Genomic DNA, 17746 nt, shown 5'->3' on the forward strand with positions numbered 1-17746 from the left:
GTCAACCGTAGAACAGCTGCTCGAAGGCACGTCGCGCACGGCGTGTCACGCCGAGGTAGTCGTCCTCCATCACACTGGCCGATCGATCCGGATACCCGAGGAGCCGTCCGATCGCGTCGAGGTCGCGCGGATCCGTCGGCAGCACATCGCTCGTCCTGCCCGTGTAGAGCGTGATCGCCGACCGCAACCGGCTGGAGAGGAGCCACGCCTCTCGAAGCAGCTCGGCGGACTCCTCCGGCACGTATCCCGCCTCGACCGCGGCATCCAGCGCGGCGATCGTCGATGTGGTCCGGAGCGCGGGTGTCTCGTGCGCGTGCTGGAGCTGGATCAGCTGCACGAGCCACTCGACGTCGCTCAGCGTCCCTGGGCCGAGCTTGAGGTGACGCCGCGGGTCGACGCCCTGCGGGAGGCGCTCCCCCTCGACTCGCGCCTTGATGCGCTTGATCTCGCGACTGCTCTGGAGGTCGACCGACGCGGGATAGCGGATGCTGTCGGCGAGTTCTGTGAACGCGGCGATCAGCTTCGCGCTCCCCGCCACGCCGCGCGCCCGCAGCAGCGCCTGCGCCTCCCACGAGAGCGACCAGCGCCGGTAGTACTCGGCGTATGCCTGGAGCGTGCGCACGAGAGGTCCGTTGCGCCCCTCCGGGCGCAGGCCCGCGTCGAGGTCGAGCGGCACCCGGTGGTCGGTGAGGTGCTCGCGGAGTCCCGCGACGATGCGTGTGGCGAGCGTCTGGGCTCGCTGCGGGTCCACGCCGTTCGGGTCGTACACGTAAAGGATGTCGGCATCGGAGCCGAATCCGAGCTCGGCTCCCCCGAACCGACCCATTCCGATCACGGCGAAGTCGAGCGCGTCGTCCTCCGGTGGCACGATCTCGCGACGCACGGCCCTCAACGCGGCCTGGATCGTCGCGTCGGTGATCTCGGTCAGCGAGGTGGCGACCTCCTGGATCGTGAGCACGTCGAGCACGCCGCCCATCGCCGTGCGCAAGAGCTCCCGGCGCCGCAGCGCACGGACCGCCTGCAACGCATCGCCGATGTCGCGGTGCCGCGTCTGGATGGCCCTGGCCTCGTCGTCGAGCGCCGCACCACTCCGCGGCCGCAGCAGGTCGCTGCTGTCGAGCCACGCGACCGATTCCGGGATCCACTCCATCAGGTCCCCGACGTAGCGGGACGAGGACAGGAGCCGGGTGAGACTCTCCGCTGCGCCGGAAGAGTCGCGCAGCATCCGGAGGAACCAGGGAGTGTCGCCCAGCCTCTCGCTGATTCGACGGAACGAGAGCAGCGCGTAGTCGGGGTCGCTGCCGTCGGCGAACCAGCGGACCATGATCGGCATCAGGTGCCGCTGGATCGTCGCCTTGCGGCTGAGCCCCGTGGTCAGTGCTCCGATGTGGCGCAGCGCGCCGGCGGGGTCGCGGAAGCCGATGGCCATGAGCCGGTCGTGCGCCTGCTCCGTCGACAGCGTGCGCTCGTCTTCCGGCAACGCCGCGACGGCGCTGAGCAGAGGCCGGTAGAACAGCCGCGTGTGGATGTCGCGCACCTCGCGGCGCACGCTCTCCCACCGTGCCCAGATCGCCTCACCGGAGTCGGCGAGGCCCGAACTGCGCGCGAGTATCCGCAGACCAGCGGGAGTGCGGGGCATGAGGTGCGTGCGGCTGAGCTCGCGGAGCTGCAGACGGTGCTCCATGAGACGCAGGATGCGGTAGTCGTCTGCGAAGGTTCCGGCATCCGCTCGTCCGATGTAGCCGCCGTCGACCAGCGCATCGACCGTCTCGAGGGTGCCCCTCGTCCGCAGCCGCGGGTCGGTGAGCCCGTGCACCAGCTGCAGGAGCTGCACGGTGAACTCGATGTCTCGGAGGCCGCCGGCGCCGAGCTTGATCTGGTGCGGGACGTCGTCAGGATCGATGTGCTCCATGACCCGCTCGCGCATGCGCTGCACGCTGTCGACGAAGTTCTCGCGGGCGGCGCTCGAGAACACCTTGGGCTGCATCGCAGCGATGTAGTCGGCGCCGAGCTGCGCATCGCCGGCGAGAGGTCGGGCCTTGAGCAGCGCCTGGAACTCCCAGCTCTTCGCCCAGCGGTCGTAGTACGCCACGTGCGAGGCGAGTGAGCGCACCAGTGCCCCCTGCTTGCCCTCGGGGCGCAGCGCGGCATCCACCTCCCACAGCGGCGGCTCGACCTCGATGCCACTGAGTCCGCGCATCGTCTCGCGGGCCAGACGTGTGGCGATGTCGATGGCTCGCGACTCGGCGACGACTTCCTCGTCCGAGGTGCCGCCGACGAAGATCACGTCGACGTCGCTGACGTAGTTGAGCTCCCGCGCGCCCGCCTTGCCCATGCCGATGATCGCCAGCTGCGTGGCTGCGACCTGCGTCTCCCCGGAGGCGTCGGCGGCCCGTCGTCGCGCCACGGCGAGAGAAGCCTCCAACGCCGCCCCGGCGATGTCGGCGAGAGCCGCAGCGACCTCGCCGACCACCATCACGGGATTGTGCGCGGTGAGATCGAAGGCGGCGATCGCGGCGAGGTTGCGCCGGTAGGCGATCCGGAGCGCGACGATCGCGGCGTCCTCCCCCGACGAGGCGAAGCCGTCGCGGGCGTCGACCGCGGCGAGCAGCCTATCGCGCAGCTCGTCGGACGAGGGCAGCGTCGACACGCGTTCGGCGAGGACCGAGAGCTGCTCCGGATGGCGGAAGAAGAAGTCGGCGAAACCCTGCGAGGCACCGAACACCCGCCATGTGCGGTCTCGGGCCGCCGCATCGCCGAGGAGTGCGCGCAGCGGTGCCGGGTCGCGGCGTGCGACGCGCAGCATCCCCTCGACCGCCGCATCAGGATCGGCCGCGACGGCGCCGTCGAGCAGCCCGACGCGATCGATACCGAGGAGCCCTGCCAGCTCCTCGAGGTTCGCGGCCGCCTCGCTCAGCTCCGCGAACCCGAGCCGCGCCAGCGCAGAGAGGGAGACGGAGTCGTGCGAGCGGGCCATGCGGCGGTCAGAGGAGCTCGAGGTTGTTCTTCAGCTCCAAGGGAGTGACCTGACCGCGGTAGGCCTCCCACTCCTTGCGCTTGTTGAGCAGGACGTAGTTGAACACGGACTCGCCGAGCGTCTCGGCGACGAGCTCCGAGCTCTCCATGTACTCGAGGGCGTGATCGAGGCTGGCGGGCAGCGCCGCGTACCCCAGAGCCCGCCGCTCGGCATCGCTGAGCGACCACACGTTGTCCTCGGCCTCGGGCGGGAGGTCGTACTCCTCCTCGATGCCCTTGAGTCCCGCGGCGAGCATGAGGGCGTAGGCGAGGTACGGATTCGCCGCCGAGTCGAGGGCACGGTACTCGACGCGCGAGGAGCCGCCCTTGTTGGGCTTGTACATCGGCACCCGCACGAGGGCCGAGCGGTTGTTGTGACCCCACGTCACGAAGCTCGGCGCCTCGTCGCCGCCCCAGAGGCGCTTGTACGAGTTCACGAACTGGTTCGTGACCGCCGCCATCTCGTTGGCGTGGCGCAGCAGACCGGCGATGAAGTGGCGCCCCGTCTTGGAGAGCTGGTACTTCGCGCCCTCTTCGTAGAACGCATTGCGCTCGCCCTCGAACAGCGACATGTGCGTGTGCATGCCGCTGCCGGGGTGACCGCTGAGCGGCTTCGGCATGAAGGTCGCGTAGACGCCCTGCTCGATCGCCACCTCCTTGATGACCGTGCGGAACGTCATGACGTTGTCGGCCATCGTGAGAGCATCCGCGTATCGCAGATCGATCTCGTTCTGACCGGGTCCACCCTCGTGGTGGCTGAACTCGACCGAGATGCCGAGATCCTCCAGCATCCGCACCGAACGACGGCGGAAGTCGTGCGCCGTGCCACCGGGCACGTTGTCGAAGTAGCCGGCGGAGTCGACCGGGACCGGACCCTCGGGTCCGAAGTTCGACGACTTCAGGAGGTAGAACTCGATCTCGGGATGCGTGTAGAACGTGAACCCGGCGTCGGCCGCCTTGGCGAGCGTGCGCTTGAGCACGTGGCGGGGGTCGGACACCGCCGGACGCCCGTCGGGGGTCGTGATGTCGCAGAACATGCGCGCGGTCGGGTCGATCTCGCCGCGCCACGGGAGGGTCTGGAACGTCGTGGGGTCGGGCTGCGCGAGCAGGTCGGACTCATAGCTCCGCGTCAGGCCCTCGATCGCGGATCCGTCGAACCCGATGCCCTCGGCAAAGGCTCCCTCGACCTCCGCCGGCGCGATGGCCACCGACTTGAGCGTGCCGATCACATCGGTGAACCACAGACGCACGAACTTGACGCCGCGCTCCTCGATCGTCCGGAGGACGAAGTCCCTCTGCTTGTCCATCGTCACTCTGCGGAGCTCTTGCCGATGCCGGCGTCCCAGCCGTCTTCCGCGGCCTCCTCGTCGGCCCACGCACGCGCGCGCTCCTGGAGCTTCTCGGGGGCGCGGGCGGCCTCGGCCTCGGTGTCGAACGGGCCGACGCGGTCGGCAGACGGCGAGATCATGCCGAACTCGACCTGTCGGGTCTCCAGGTTGTACCAGTACTTCTCATCGCCGTTCGACATGGCCGATCCCCTTCATCACGTGGTGTCATCGATCCTACTGGCGCAGAGCGCGGTCGCTAAGCTATCGACCATGGTGAAAGCGATCGGCGTCGACATCGGCGGCACGGGTATCAAGGCAGGCATCGTCGACCTCGAGCACGGCACTATGGCCTCGGAGCGCGTGCGGGTGCCCACACCCGAGGGCGCTGCCCCCGAAGACGTGCTGCTCGCCGTCCAGACGGTTCTGAAGACGCTCGACGTGCACGAGTCGACCCTCCCGCTCGGCGTGGCCTTCCCGGCGATCGTCAAGCGCGGCAAGACCCTGTCGGCCGCCAACGTGTCGAAGAAGTGGATCGACTTCGACGCGGAGCGCTTCTTCCGCGACGGGCTCGGCCGCAACATCGTCTTCGTCAACGACGCGGATGCCGCGGGCGTCGCGGAGGCGCGTCACGGAGCCGCCCGCGACGTGCGCGGCTTCACGCTGCTGACCACGCTCGGCACCGGCATCGGCTCCGCCTTCCTGTACGACGGCGTTCTGCTGCCCAACACCGAACTCGGACACCTGAACTTCGGCGAGTACGAGTCGGTCGAGACCTACGCCGCGACGTCGGCGCGCGAGCGCGAGAACCTCTCGTGGGCGGAGTGGGCCGAGCGTCTGCAGAAGTTCTACTCGCACATCGAGTTCCTGTTCAGCCCCGACCTGTTCGTGGTCGGCGGCGGCGTCTCGAAGAACGCCGGCGACTTCTTGCCGCTGCTCGACCTCAAGACCCCGATCGTCCCGGCGATCCACCGCAACAACTCGGGCATCATCGGCGCCGCCTCGCTGGCCGGCGACTGATCCGTCGACCAGGTCAGAGGAATGATGAAGGCCCTGCTGGATCAGCGGGGCCTTCATCATGTCTGGGGCGAATGGGCCGACCTGTACGCCGGGTTCTGTTCCGGGGTTCTTCGCCCCTTCGACGGCCATCTCTCTCGGCGACACGTTGCCGTGGCACTCTAGCGGTCTACCCGAGGACTCGGCGAGCCGCGTCATCATCCTCTGTCTGACCTTGCTCCGGACGAGGTTTACCTGGCGGGCCATGTCACCATGGCCCCCGGTGGTCTCTTACACCACCCTTTCACCCTTACCCCCGGACCTTGCGGTCGGAGGCGGTCTGCTCTCTGTGGCACTGTCTCGCGGATCACTCCGGGTGGGCGTTACCCACCGTCCTGCCCTGTGGAGCCCGGACGTTCCTCGGTGCGGTCTCCCGCCACGCGACCGTCCAGTCGACCCATTCGCGTGGTCCAGTCTACGCGGGCGCTACTTCTCCGCCGACGCCGCGATGCGCAGATCCAGCGGGACGTCGATCGGGAAATCGCCGAACAGGCGACGGGTGGCGACGGCCGCCGCCTCGCGCACGGCATCCGCCGCCGCATCCGCCTGCTCCTCGGGGACGTGAAGGATGACCTCGTCGTGCAGGAAGAACGCCAGGTGCGCGCGGGTGCGGAAGACGCCGGATGCCGGGGCTGGTCGCTCCGCCTCCGGGAGCTGCCGCAGGCGATGACGGATCTCGGCGAGCCAGATGAGCGACCACTCCGCGGCCGTGCCCTGCACGACGAAGTTGCGGGTGAAGCGACCCCAGTCGCGGGCCCGCCGTCGGGCGACGCTCACGTCTGTCGGCTCCGCGTCGGCATCGGTCGCCCTCGCCTGCATCCGCGACCACTCGGTCGACGGCCGAGGTGACGATCTGCCCAGCCAGGTCGACACGACTCCGCCATCTTCCCCGACCCGTGCCGCCTCGTCGACGAGGGCCATAGCCCGCGGGTACACTTTGCGGAGCCGCGGCACGAGACGGCCGCTGTCACCCGTCGTCGCACCGTACATCGCCCCGAGCACCGCGTACTTGGCCTCTTCGCGCGTGCCGACGGCGCCGGTCGCGACGACGCCCGCGTAGAGGTCGGCCCCCTGTGCTGCTCGAGCCATGGCCCGATCCCCCGCCATCGCCGCGAGCATGCGCGGTTCCAGCTGAGCGACGTCTGCCACCACGAGTCGCCACCCGTCGTCGGCACGCACCGCGCGACGGAGGTTCCGCGGGATCTGCAGAGCCCCGCCACCGGCCGACGCCCAGCGCCCGGTGACGACACCGCCGGGGATGTACACGGGACGGAAGCGTCCGTCGTGCACCCACTCGGCGAGCCAGGCCCACCCGTTGGCGTTGAGCAGCCGCGACAGCTTCTTGTAGGCCGTGAGCGGGCCGACGACGGCGTGATCATGACGAGCCAGCTCCCAGCGCGCCGTCGATTCGACCTGCACGCCCACCCGGTGGAGCGCGCGCAGGAGCTTCGGCTGGCTGTCGAGGTTGAGCCCGGGGTCGCCGAGGATGCTGCGGACGCGCTCCGCCTCCGCGACCATGCCGCTCGGCAGACCACCGGCGATCGGGCGGGTGCCGAGCGTCTCGACGAGGATGCTGTCGTGGATCTCCTCGCTCCAGGGGAGCCCCGCCGCGCGCATCTCCTCCGCGATGAGGCCGCCGGCCGACTCGGCAGACGTGAGAAGGGCGAGCCTGCCGTCCGCCGAGGAGTCGATCACCCGCCGCTGCAGGAGATACTGGTCGATCAGCTCACCGACGGTGTCGTCGTCCGTCGGGCGCTCCAGCGCGTCGAACAGAGAAGGAGCGTCGTCGATGACGGGGTCCTGTCGCACCCAGTCCTGCGAGGGCGCGAGGGGCCGTGCGACCCGGTCCGTGTCGCGCAGGATCGCGTGGCACAGCAGCAGGTCGTGCGTGCGAGTCAGACGTACCCCCATCGCGAGCAGCGGGGCGTAGATCTCTCGCGCGCTGCGGATCACCCACCTCGGAGCGCCGTCGCGCTCCTGCGCCGCGACCCAGTCGGCCACAGCATCCTCGGCGAGCCGATGCCGCTGCCGCTCCTGCCCCGCGCCGTCGAGCTCGACCGCCGTCCAGCCGCCCGCGCTCTCCTGCGCGAGGACGATCCGACGCTCGGGGGCCCGCCGCGAGGTCACGTCCGGCGCGCTCGCGGCGTAGGTGTCACAGGCCGGATTCCTCGGTACGGACGAGGATGCAGCCGCACTCCGGGCACGAGACCACAGCATCCTCGGCGGCACGGCGGATCTCGCTCAGGTCAGTGCCGGGGAGCACGATACGGCACCCCTCGCAGGTACCCCGGGTGAGCAGCGCGGCTCCTGCGCTATTCGCGGCGCGGCGCGTGTACTCGGCGAGCAGCGGTGCGGGAACGGTGGCGGAGACGGCCTCGCGGTCGCGGGCGAGCTGCGCTCCGAGGTCGGTCGCCGCGGCGACATCGGCCTTCGCCTGCGCGGTGAGAGCCGTGCCCTCCGTGGTCGTCGTGTCGAGCAGCGCCTGCTGGGCTGCCACCGCGGCATCCGCGTCTTCGACCCGCCCCATCACGTCGAGCTGGGCGTCTTCGAGGTCGCTCTGTCGACGCGCGAGGCTGGCGATCTCGTGCTCGAGCGCCTGTGCCTCCTTGGGGTTCGTGGCGGCGGCCAGGCGCTGGGCATCGCGTGCGCGGCGCTGTTCGACCAGCGCGACATCCGACTCGATCCGCTGCAGCTCGGTGCGCACGTCGTCGCGAGTTCCGGTCAGGGCGGTCAGCTCGCGCAGCTGCTCCTGACGGATCGCGACGAGCTCGGAGATGCGAGCGGCCTGTGCCGGCTTGGTGCGCGCTCGCTCGGCCTGAGCGATGCGCCGGTCCAGGTCGGCGACGTCGAGAAGGATGCGCTGGTGCTCGGGGCTGGCGTTCACGCTCTCAAATCTACTCGGTGGGTCGGACGCGCGGAGTCCCGGCCCCGAACGTCACGAGACGTCGCCGTCGACGTAGAGCCAGCTGCGACCCTCGCGGAGGAATCGACTGCGCTCCCGCAGCACGCCGCGTTCGGTCCCCTGCTGCCACGACGCAGCGAACTCGACGATGCCTTCTCGGTCGAACGGTCCACCGGCCACTCGATCGAGGATCGCGAGCCGCCGCCACACGAGACCGTCGTCGAGATCGATCGTCGCCGGGCGTGTCGAGGGGTGCCACGTCGCGTGCAGATGGCGCACGTCGCCGCGCGCGAACGCGGTGTACCGCGACCGCATGAGCCGCTCGGCCGTCGGCGCAGGAGCTCCCTCCAGCACGGGTCCGCAGCAGGAGCGGAAAAGATCGCCCGAGCCGCACGGGCACGGGAGCGTATCCTGCCCGCTCGCGTCATCCGGCGCCATGGTCTCCGCTCCCGTCACGGCTCCAGCGTACGCTGACGTCATGACCGCTCTCCCCCAGTTCACCGCCCACAACGGCTTCACCCTGCCGGCCCTCGGACTCGGCACTTATGCGCTCAACGGCGACGCAGGGGCGGATGCCGTGACCACCGCGATCGGCGCCGGCTACCGACTCATCGACTCCGCATTCAACTACGAGAACGAGGGATCGGTCGGGCGCGGCGTCCGGCAGTCGGACGTCGACCGCTCGGACATCATCGTCACAACCAAGCTCCCCGGCCGCCACCACGCTCGATCGAAAGCCGTCGCGAGCATCGAGGAGAGCCGGTCTCGTCTCGGCCTCGACGCGACCGACCTGCACCTCATCCACTGGCCGAACCCGAGCCAGGACGAATACGTCCAGGCCTGGGAGGCACTCGTCGACGCGCAGCAGCGCGGGGTGGTGCGACAGATCGGCGTCTCGAACTTCTTGCCGGAGCACCTGGAGCGCATCGAGAGCGAGACCGGCGTGCGCCCCGTCGTCAACCAGATCGAGGTGCACCCGTACTTCCCCCAGACGGACCAGTTGGCCTATCACCGCGAGCACGGCATCCTCACCGAGGCGTGGAGCCCGCTCGGACGCGCGAAGGAGCTGCTCGACGAGTCGGTGATCGCCGAGGTCGCCGCCGCGCACGGAATCACGCCGGCGCAGACGGTGCTCGCCTGGCACGTGGCGCGCGAGACCGTGGCGATCCCAAAGGCGTCCTCGCTGGAGCATCAGCGGTCGAATCTCGCCGCGGGCGAGGTCGTCCTGGACCCGGCCGAGGTCGAGGCGATCACCGCGCTGGGCCGTGCAGACGGCCGCCTCTTCGACGCGGACCCCCGCACGCACGAGGAGTCCTGACGCGGCGGGAGGAGCTCAGACCCGCTGCGTGCCGAGCACGCGGAGCAGCTCCAGCTTGCTCGCCGACTCCGACCCGGGGGCGGCCGTCAGCACGACCAGCGTCTGCGACTCGTCCTCGGTGAAGAGCGCCTGGCAGTCGACCTCGATCTCGCCGACGTCGGGGTGGATGAGCACCTTGTGGTCGTCGAAGCGTCGACGGACCTCATGCACCTCCCACAGAGCGCCGAACTCGGGGCTGCGCATGGTCAGCTCGCGCACGATGTCGCCGGCGCGCGACCTCTCGCCGAGCGCGCCGTAGGCCGCGCGCAGGGAGGCGACGAGCACGCGGCTGCGGTGGTCGTGATCAGCCTCCGGGTATCGGCGGCGCTCCTCGTCGACATCGGTGAACCAGCGGTAGATCCCGCTGCGTTCCAGCCCCTCCAGAGCGCTCGCGTCGCCGAGAAGGGCCTTTGCGGCATCGTTCTGCACGAGGACCTCGTCGAGCGCCGAGACGATGAAGGCGGGCGTGTCGCTGAGCCGGTCGAGGATCCTCAACATCCCCGGATGCACGTAGTCGACGAACATCGCCCGGTCGGGCGCGCTGTGTCCGCTCACCCGGTGCAGGTAGTCGCGCTCGTCGGGAGTGAGTCGCAGTGCCCGCGCGAGCGAGGCGAGGATCTGGACGCTCGGCTGCGGCCCACGCCGCTGCTCGAGACGGGTGTAGTAGTCGGTCGACATGGCGGCGAGCTGGGCCACCTCCTCGCGGCGGAGTCCCGGCGTGCGTCGTCGTGGCCCAGCGCTCAGGCCCACATCGCCGGGGCGCAACTGCGCGCGGCGCGCCAGGAGGAAGTCCGCGAGTGCATCTCTGTCCACCTCCTCAGTATCGCGCGCGGCAAACGGGGCCATCCAGGGACCCCGGATCCCTGGATCATCGGTCCCTGGAGCGGCGGTCTGCATCGGCGCAGAGTGGACGCATGAACATCAGCGGAAACACCATCTTCATCCCCGGAGCGACGAGCGGCATCGGCCTCGCGCTCGCACAGCGGTTCGCCGAGCGTGGCAACACAGTCATCGTCGGCGGACGACGCGGGGAGCTGCTCGAGCAGATCGCCGCGGAGAACCCGGGCATCGACACGGTGCAGATCGACACGACGGATGCCGACAGCATCCGCTCGGCCGCCGCGCAGGTGCTCGCCGCGCACCCCGACCTCAATGTGCTGATCACGATGGCGGGCATCATGCGCGCCGAGGACTGGACGGCATCGAGTGGCTTCCTGGAGACCGCGGAGTCCATCGTGACCACGAACCTGCTCGGACCGATCCGTCTGATCGCCGCCTTCATCGACCACCTCGTCACCCGGCCCGATGCGACGATCATGACGGTGTCGTCCGGCCTCGCGTTCGCGCCGCTGCGCGTGACGCCCACGTATAACGCCACGAAGGCCGCCATCCACATGCTCAGCGAGTCGGTGCGGCTGCAGCTCGCCGGGACGAGCGTGGCCGTGCAGGAGCTCGAGCCGCCGTCGGTGCGCACCGCTCTCATGCCCGGCCAGGAGTCGAGCGACTTCGCCATGCCGCTCGACGACTTCGTGTCGGAGGTCATCGGGATCATCGAGTCGCAGCCCGACGCCCGGGAGATCCAGGTCGAGAACGTGAAGTTCCTCCGCTACGGCGAGGCACGCGGCGACTACGACCAGGTCGTGGCGACGTTGAACGCCCGCGACCCGCACGGGAACTGATGAGGCGGCAGTCGGCGCGGGCCGTCAGAGAGCCGCGTCGACCGCCTGCTGCACCGTGCGGTGGATGAACGAGAAACCGCTCTGCTCCAGGACGTCCGGACGCACGTCGGCGTCGGGCAGCAGGAGGGATTCGGCCGCCGCCCCCAGCCCGAGCTTCAGCGCCCACGCGGGCGCCGGCAGCCAGAAGGGCCGGTGCATCGTCGCGGCGACCGCGCGTCCGAGGTCGTTCGCGGTGGCGGGAGTGGGACCGGAGAGGTTGACCGGGCCGTCGAGCTTCGCATCGATCACATGACGGATGCCGCGCACCTCATCGTCGAGCGAGATCCACGGCCACACCTGGTCGCCGCGCCCCAGCGGGCCCGCGAGCCCGAAGCGTGTGAGCTGGATCAACGGCTTGAGAACACCCCGCCGGTGCACGATGGGCGCCGTGCGCAGCAGCGCCACGCGCGTTCGGTCGCCGGCGCGTCGCGCCTCGTCCTCCCATCGCACGCAGAGCTTCGCGAGGAAGGTGTCGCCCGGACCCGCGGTCTCGGTGAGGACCTCCCCCGGTGCCGACCCGTAGTACCCGACGGCGGAGGCCGAGACCAGGGCGGGCGAGTCGTCGCCGAGGGCCTGCAGCGCCGTGGCGATGGTCCGCGTCGAGGAGATCCGGGAGTCGACGAGCTCGCGACGGTATCCGGAGGTCCACGGCAGTCGCCCGACGCTCGCCCCGCCGAGGGCGACGACAGCGGCGACTCCGTCGAGCACGTCCGGAGAGAGAGACCCCGAGGACGGGTCCCATTGCACTTCGTCGGCCGAGCGGGCGGGGCGTCGGACGAGCGTCGTGACGGGGATGCCGTCGGCCCGGAGAGAGGAGACGAGAGCCGTCCCGACGAGCCCGGAGGCTCCGCTGACCACGATGCGTCCGTCCATGCCTGCTCCCGATCCTCGCCCCGCTCGGAGAAATCTCCTGCCCCGAGTCTGGCATGGCGCGATCACGACGCGCCCGACTTCTCGTACGCGCCTTACGGCTCGCGTGATCGGACCGATACTACAGTTCGGGAAGCGCAGGAAGAGGAGAAGTGACCACCACCTACATCGAGACCGGCGGCCATGTGCGCGTCTACGACGACGCCGTGCGAACGCACCAGGTGTTCCCCCTCGGCACCTACAGGGTGCACTTCACGTCGAAGGAGGGATTCAGCCTCATCAAGGTCGACGACCTCACCGTCGGCACGGAGCGCGTCTACGGCGGCCTCGAGAAGAAGGTCGCGAAGATCTTCCGCTCGTACGCGCTGTCCGACCGCAGTCTCGGGGTCATGCTCTCCGGAGACAAGGGGATCGGCAAGACGCTGTTCCTGCGGATGGTCGCGGAGGAGGCGCGAGATCAGGCGCTGCCCGTCGTCATCGTCTCGGAGGACAACGAGGGCATCGTGGAGTTCCTCGACAGCCTCGACGAGTGCCTCATCGTGTTCGACGAGTTCGAGAAGACGTTCCCCGTGGCGCGCCGCGGCGGCGTCGACGGGGCGAACCGTCAGAACCAGTTCCTCTCGCTGTTCGACGGCCTCTCGTCGGTGAAGCGCATCTACTGCCTCACGGTGAACGACATCAACGACGTGAGCACGTACATCGTCAACCGCCCGGGGCGCTTCCACTACCACATGCGCTTCGAGTATCCCGGCCCCGACGAGGTCAGGCAGTATCTGCTCGATCAAGCCCCGAACGCCGACCCCGCCGAGATCGAGAACGTCGCCCTGTTCTCGCGCCGAGCGCGGTTGAACTACGACCACCTCCGAGCGATCGCCTTCGAGCTCGCCCAGCCCGACACGCTCTTCTCGGAGATCGTGCAGGATCTCAACATCAAGTCCATCGAACCGAGCCTGTACCGTATCGAAGCGCGCTTCCCCGACGGCAAGGTGTGGTCGGAGGAGACGGAGATGAACCTGTTCGAACGCGGCGACGTCGGCCGCACATACGAGCTGCGCAACTCCAACCGGTCGCTGTTCGCGTCGTTCGTCCCCCGGGATCTCGTGTTCGAGACCGACGGCACGATCTTCGTGCCGATCGACCGGCTCGACCTCGTGGACGACGAGGACGAGGAGCCCGAGGTGTACCCGACGAGCGTGAGCCTCACGCTCGTCGGTCAGGCCGCCTACGGGTTCGGGCTCTGAGCCCGGAAAACCGACCCGGCACCCCGGCGACGCCGCGACCGACGGGTCAGACGCCGATCGTCTGCCCCAGGAACGACCGTGCGTAGCGGTGACCGCTCGCGATCGCCAAGCGGTCGAAGTACGCGTCGAGCACCGCGGTCGACGAGCGCGATCGGCGAGTCTCTTCGCCATATCCGTCGGCGAGATGACGGTCGAGGGCGTCGCGCAGCATCCGCACCGCCTCCGAGCGCTGCTGCGAGACGGCGGCGTGAGAGACCCCGAGCTCCTCGGCGATCTCCGTGACGGTGCGGTCCTCGAAGTAGATCGCCCTGACGATGCGTCGCTTGCGCTCAGGCAGCGCATCGACGGCGATGTGCAGGAGCTCCTCCCGCTCTGCCGCGATCGCCATCTCCTCCGGGAGGTACCCGGTCCAGACGATCTCGTGCACGTCGAGTACGTCCAGGCTCGTGACCGTGCGCTCGGCGTCCGCGAGCCGCTGCTTGACGGCGCTCGCGTCGATGCCCATCGCGTCGGCGATCTCGGCGACCGTGGGCGTTCGACCGAGCACACCCCCCAGCATGTCGCGGACCCGAGTGGTCTCCCTGGCCCTCGCCCTGACGTCGCGGGGAGCCCAGTCCATCGCCCGGAGCTCGTCCTTCAGCGCCCAGTTGATCCGCTCGCGCGCGTAGGCGCCGAAGGGCACGCCCAGACTCTCGTCGTATTTCTCCGCCGCGCGGACCAGCGCGAACGCGCCGGCGGCAGCGAGGTCTTCCCGGGAGACATGGGTCAACCGGGCGGCGACAGCGGCAGTCGCCGCTCCGACGATGTGCAGGTGATCGACCACGAGCTTGTTCCGCGCGCGCAACGGCATACGGCCCCGCCTCTTCCGCTGTCAGTGCAAGCCCCCCAGCGACCTACAGCATCACCACCCCACGGTGACGAGAAACATCATTCGTGTACATGCTAGGGCCGCGCAGGGCGCGAAGAGGGACCGAACGCCGAAACGCTCGTGAATTCTCGTTTACGTTTAGATCACGATTGCTAATCGGTCGACTTGACCCGCTTGTTCACCTCGCGGGTCGCCGAGAACTTCAGCACCGTGTAGTCGTCGACCTCACCGGTCCCCTCGTCCTTCGAGAACTGCACCCGGTGACCCTTGTGGGTCTGCGGATAGAACTTCCCGAAGTTCGTCAGGGTCACGGTGTTGCCACGACTGACGAGATCGACGAGCTCGTCGATCATCGCGTTGTACGCCGTCTGCGCAGCGCCCACGGAGATCCCGCCCCGTCGCGCGAACCGCTGCACGAACTCCCTCTTGCTCACCCGACTCGTGTCGAGCGTCCTGGATGTGCTCATCTTTCCGTCCAATGGAAATGTCGCCCGTCACCGGGCGTCTTGCGCTGTACCCCACCAGCGACATCCGCCGACGCGCGCAGGTCCCAAACTCCTGCAACGTCGTCGAATCTGCCAGTACCCCAGCCTGTGCTCCTCAGAGGATAACCCTTGTTCCTTGGTATATGCGGTGAAAATCGAATTCCTCTGATCGTCCACTCACCGAGGGACCGCAACGGCCGCGAGGATCACCCTCAGCCGTCGAGCCGGACGCGGATGGGATACTCCTCGTCGTCGAGGATGATCTGCAGCGCTCGTCCGGACGCGGGATCGAGCACGATCGGCGCTCGGAGGTTCACGTACACACCGTCGTCGGCCGGATTGGCGACGATCAGGATGCGCGTGTCGTCGGCCTCGCCCACCCCGAGGTCGGATCGGACTCCCGCGGAGATGCGCGGGACGTAGTGGTAGTCGCTGAACACCGGGTCGAGCAGGAAGAGCCGAACGTCGGCATCCGTCGCACGGAGCGCGTAGAGCCCGTCGGCGCCCGCGATCGGTTCCAGCGAGAACGAGGTGTGCGGCCGCAGGCCTGGCATGGGCGCGACGAAGTCGACGGAGATGCCCGCGGTATCGGTGAGGACGGTCATCGCAGGAACTCCAGCAGGTTGGTCTGCAGCGACTTCGCGGTCACCTGCAGGGCGGATTGGAACACGAGCTCGGCGGACTGCAGGCGCACGAGCACCTCGAGGCTGTCGACGTTCTCGACCTCGACCCGACGGGCCTCCAGGTCGGTCGACACCGACAGGTTCTGCGACATGGCTCTCTCGATCTGGACCTGACGGGCCCCCGTCTCCCCGCGAGCCGCGGTGAACGCCGTGAGACGTGCGTCGACGTCGGCGAGACGTGAGCCGATGTTCGCGCCTCCGCGCAGTTCTGCGGCGATGTCGCGCAGCATCGCGAAGGCGCTGGTCGGGCCGGCTCCGAAGGCCTGGGCGCCGTCGAAGTCCACGCGCACGGTCTCGTTGTCGCTGATACGTCGACGCACGCCGTCGCCTGCGGCGCCGTTGAATCCGAAGGTCACGGGGTCGAACGCCGTGGCCGCATCGCTGGTGCCGGCGAACACGCTTCGACCGAGCACGGTGGTGTTCGCCTGGGAGAGCAACTCGGCGCTGATCGTCTCCAGTTCCTGCGCGATCGACTCGCGGGCCGTCGCGCTGAGCGCACCCGCGTTCGCGCCCTGCGCGACGAGATCGCGCGCGCGGTTCAGCAGGTCTGTGCTGGCATCGAGAGCGGTGTCGACGGTCGTGACCCAGGCCAGGCCGTCGCTGAGATTGCGAGAGAACTGAGCCACGCGCGACTGCTCGCCGTGCAGCCCCAGGGTGGTGGCGGCTGCAGCCGGGTCCTCGCTCGGGGTGCGGAACGCCCGCTGCGAGGTCGCCTGGTGCTGCAGCCGCTCCCGGTCGACGAGGTTGCTCTGCAGGGTGCGCAGCGACTGCTGCGTCATGGTGTTGCTCGTGATGCGCCCGATCATGATGCCTCCGGGATCAGCGGCCGACCAGGCCGGTGCGGTTGATGAGCAGATCGAGCGCCTCGTCGACGGCGGTGAGCACGCGCGCAGCCGCCTGATACGCGGTCTGATAGGTGAGCAGGTTGATGGTCTCCTCGTCACCGTCGACCGAGGCGTTCGACTGCTGCGCGGTGACGGCGGCGACCGCGCCCATGTCGGCGATGTCGGCCCGCTGACGGTCTCCGGCGACGGTCACGGCGAATCCCGTCACGAAACTCGACCACACGGTGCTGGGTCCCGTGGCCGCCGACCCGAGGGTGCTGATGCGGTCGGCGATCGTGGTGTCCTTGGCTCCGGCACCCGGCGCGGCCAGCGCGAGATCGGCGAGTCCGTCGGGTAGCACCCGGAGTCCGAGCGCGGCCGGTCCGCTCGGGTCGATCGCGAAGAAGTCGCCCCCCGGCGCGCCGGTGGACGTGACACCGGTGCGGTGGATGTCGTTGACGGCCGTCGCAAGGGCGGAGGCCGTCGCGTTGTATGCCGCGGCGACGCCGGCGAGAGTGCCGCCATCGGCCGCAGGGCCGAGCGCGCTGAGGGCGCCGCCGACCGTTCCGCCCGTCACGGCGACCGGCAGCGCGGGACGATCCGCCCAGGCCACCGTGATCCGACCACCGGCGGCGATCTCGCGCGGACCACTCACCGTCAGCGCGCGACTGGCGTCGCCGGAGACGAGGGCGTTGCCGTCGATGCGGAGGGTCAAGGTGCCGTCGGCCTCGACGGCTCCCGTGGCGCCGACCGCGGTCGACAACTGCTGCGCGAGCACGTTGCGCTGATCGATGAGCTCGTTGGCGCCGCGCCCCGAGAGCAGAGCTTCGCGGATCTGCCCGTTGAGGGCCGCGACCTGCCCTGCGACCGCGTTGACATCGGTGATCTGCCGGTCCACCTGACCGCGCAGGTCGGTCCACTGACCGGCGATCGACTGATGTCCGGCGGCGATCTGACCGACGAGCACCTCGGCATTCGTCAGCACGACCTTGGCCGCCCCCGCATCCGGGGTGTTGGAGAGGTCGGACCAGCCCGCCCAGAACCGATTGAGGTTCGCGGCGAGTCCGTCGGACGTCGGCTCGGCCATCACGGCCTCCGCCTGACCGGCCGCGGTCGCCCTGGTGACCCAGAAGCCCGACGTGCCGAGGGCGTCGCGCACGCGCGCGTCGAGCAGGTCGTTCCCGAGTCGGGCGACACCCGTGACTCCGACCCCTCCGCCGACGGTGAACGTCGTCGGCCAGAGGCCCGTCGACCCCGGAGCCGACAGCGACGTCTGCTCGAGCCGTTGGCGCGTGTAACCGGCGGTGGTCTGGTTGGCGATGTTCTGCCCGGTGACGGTCATGCCGGCGCGGGCCGCGGCGAGGGCGGATTCGGCGAGCCGGAGCCCTGCGAACGACGACAC

At 69.4% G+C, this 17746-nt stretch carries 17 protein-coding genes and 1 other RNA gene; 4 read left to right on the plus strand and 14 right to left on the minus strand.

Features of this window, described 5'->3' with window-relative positions:
• Position 1: 1 nt before the first annotated feature.
• From M3195_RS12335 to M3195_RS12345, 3 genes are read right to left on the minus strand one after another with little or no spacing between them, the layout of a single operon-like run.
• On the minus strand, positions 2-2977 hold the full coding sequence (locus tag M3195_RS12335) for a bifunctional [glutamine synthetase] adenylyltransferase/[glutamine synthetase]-adenylyl-L-tyrosine phosphorylase (protein WP_251587959.1): 2976 nt from the start codon (positions 2975-2977) through the stop codon (positions 2-4).
• A 7-nt stretch (positions 2978-2984) separates the two neighbouring features.
• Positions 2985-4322, minus strand: coding sequence for a type I glutamate--ammonia ligase (glnA, locus tag M3195_RS12340; protein WP_096715417.1), 1338 nt, complete (start codon positions 4320-4322; stop codon positions 2985-2987).
• Positions 4323-4324: 2 nt separating this feature from the next.
• Positions 4325-4543, minus strand: coding sequence for a hypothetical protein (locus M3195_RS12345; RefSeq protein ID WP_096715418.1), 219 nt, complete (start codon positions 4541-4543; stop codon positions 4325-4327).
• Positions 4544-4613: 70 nt separating this feature from the next.
• Here M3195_RS12345 and ppgK point away from each other — a divergent pair, with 70 nt between their 5' ends.
• The gene (gene ppgK / locus M3195_RS12350) at positions 4614-5360 is read left to right on the plus strand and encodes a polyphosphate--glucose phosphotransferase (protein WP_096715419.1); all 747 of its coding nucleotides are present in this window, start codon (positions 4614-4616) and stop codon (positions 5358-5360) included.
• A gap of 68 nt (positions 5361-5428) precedes the next feature.
• Here ppgK and rnpB read toward each other — a convergent pair.
• The 4 genes from rnpB to M3195_RS12370 form a co-directional block, all read right to left on the minus strand.
• Positions 5429-5796, minus strand: an RNA gene (rnpB, locus tag M3195_RS12355) — RNase P RNA component class A.
• 26 nt (positions 5797-5822) lie between these two features.
• Entirely contained in the window at positions 5823-7523 is a 1701-nt protein-coding gene (locus tag M3195_RS12360) for a bifunctional 3'-5' exonuclease/DNA polymerase (RefSeq protein WP_251587961.1), read from the minus strand.
• A gap of 25 nt (positions 7524-7548) precedes the next feature.
• Positions 7549-8280, minus strand: a complete 732-nt coding sequence (locus tag M3195_RS12365) for a zinc ribbon domain-containing protein (protein WP_251587968.1) — start codon at positions 8278-8280, stop codon at positions 7549-7551.
• 51 nt (positions 8281-8331) lie between these two features.
• Positions 8332-8736 (minus strand): YchJ family protein, encoded by a 405-nt coding sequence (locus M3195_RS12370; protein ID WP_251588265.1) that lies wholly within the window; start codon positions 8734-8736, stop codon positions 8332-8334.
• A gap of 40 nt (positions 8737-8776) precedes the next feature.
• On the opposite strand from M3195_RS12370, the gene M3195_RS12375 reads away from it, so the two are divergent.
• On the plus strand, positions 8777-9616 hold the full coding sequence (locus tag M3195_RS12375; protein ID WP_251587970.1) for an aldo/keto reductase: 840 nt from the start codon (positions 8777-8779) through the stop codon (positions 9614-9616).
• A 15-nt stretch (positions 9617-9631) separates the two neighbouring features.
• Here M3195_RS12375 and M3195_RS12380 read toward each other — a convergent pair whose 3' ends face one another.
• The gene (locus M3195_RS12380) at positions 9632-10468 is read right to left on the minus strand and encodes a helix-turn-helix transcriptional regulator (protein WP_251587972.1); all 837 of its coding nucleotides are present in this window, start codon (positions 10466-10468) and stop codon (positions 9632-9634) included.
• A gap of 101 nt (positions 10469-10569) precedes the next feature.
• Here M3195_RS12380 and M3195_RS12385 point away from each other — a divergent pair, with 101 nt between their 5' ends.
• The gene (locus M3195_RS12385) at positions 10570-11334 is read left to right on the plus strand and encodes an SDR family oxidoreductase (RefSeq protein ID WP_251587975.1); all 765 of its coding nucleotides are present in this window, start codon (positions 10570-10572) and stop codon (positions 11332-11334) included.
• A gap of 24 nt (positions 11335-11358) precedes the next feature.
• On the opposite strand, the gene M3195_RS12390 is transcribed toward M3195_RS12385, so the two are convergent.
• A complete protein-coding gene (locus tag M3195_RS12390; protein WP_251587977.1) occupies positions 11359-12246 on the minus strand; it encodes a TIGR01777 family oxidoreductase in 888 nt (295 codons plus the stop codon).
• Between the two features lie 149 nt (positions 12247-12395).
• Between M3195_RS12390 and M3195_RS12395 the strand changes: the two genes are divergently transcribed.
• Positions 12396-13484: an AAA family ATPase gene (locus tag M3195_RS12395; RefSeq protein ID WP_251587981.1), complete on the plus strand. Its 1089-nt coding sequence runs from the start codon at positions 12396-12398 to the stop codon at positions 13482-13484.
• Between the two features lie 46 nt (positions 13485-13530).
• On the opposite strand, the gene M3195_RS12400 is transcribed toward M3195_RS12395, so the two are convergent.
• The 5 genes from M3195_RS12400 to flgK all read right to left on the minus strand — a co-directional run bounded on the left by M3195_RS12400 (position 13531) and on the right by flgK (position 17746).
• A complete protein-coding gene (locus M3195_RS12400) occupies positions 13531-14334 on the minus strand; it encodes a sigma-70 family RNA polymerase sigma factor (protein ID WP_251587982.1) in 804 nt (267 codons plus the stop codon).
• Positions 14335-14504: 170 nt separating this feature from the next.
• On the minus strand, positions 14505-14819 hold the full coding sequence (locus M3195_RS12405) for an HU family DNA-binding protein (RefSeq protein ID WP_251587983.1): 315 nt from the start codon (positions 14817-14819) through the stop codon (positions 14505-14507).
• A 230-nt stretch (positions 14820-15049) separates the two neighbouring features.
• Positions 15050-15442, minus strand: coding sequence for a flagellar assembly protein FliW (locus M3195_RS12410; protein ID WP_251587984.1), 393 nt, complete (start codon positions 15440-15442; stop codon positions 15050-15052).
• Positions 15439-16326, minus strand: a complete 888-nt coding sequence (flgL, locus tag M3195_RS12415) for a flagellar hook-associated protein FlgL (protein ID WP_251587985.1) — start codon at positions 16324-16326, stop codon at positions 15439-15441. The genes M3195_RS12410 and flgL overlap by 4 nt, the downstream gene beginning before the upstream one ends.
• A gap of 13 nt (positions 16327-16339) precedes the next feature.
• Positions 16340-17746 carry a flagellar hook-associated protein FlgK gene (flgK, locus tag M3195_RS12420; RefSeq protein ID WP_251587988.1) on the minus strand — a complete coding sequence of 469 codons (1407 nt, stop codon included), beginning with the start codon at positions 17744-17746 and terminating at the stop codon, positions 16340-16342.

The sequence above is a fragment of the Microbacterium hydrocarbonoxydans genome, assembly GCF_023715885.1.
Taxonomy (GTDB): Bacteria; Actinomycetota; Actinomycetes; order Actinomycetales; family Microbacteriaceae; genus Microbacterium; species Microbacterium hydrocarbonoxydans_C.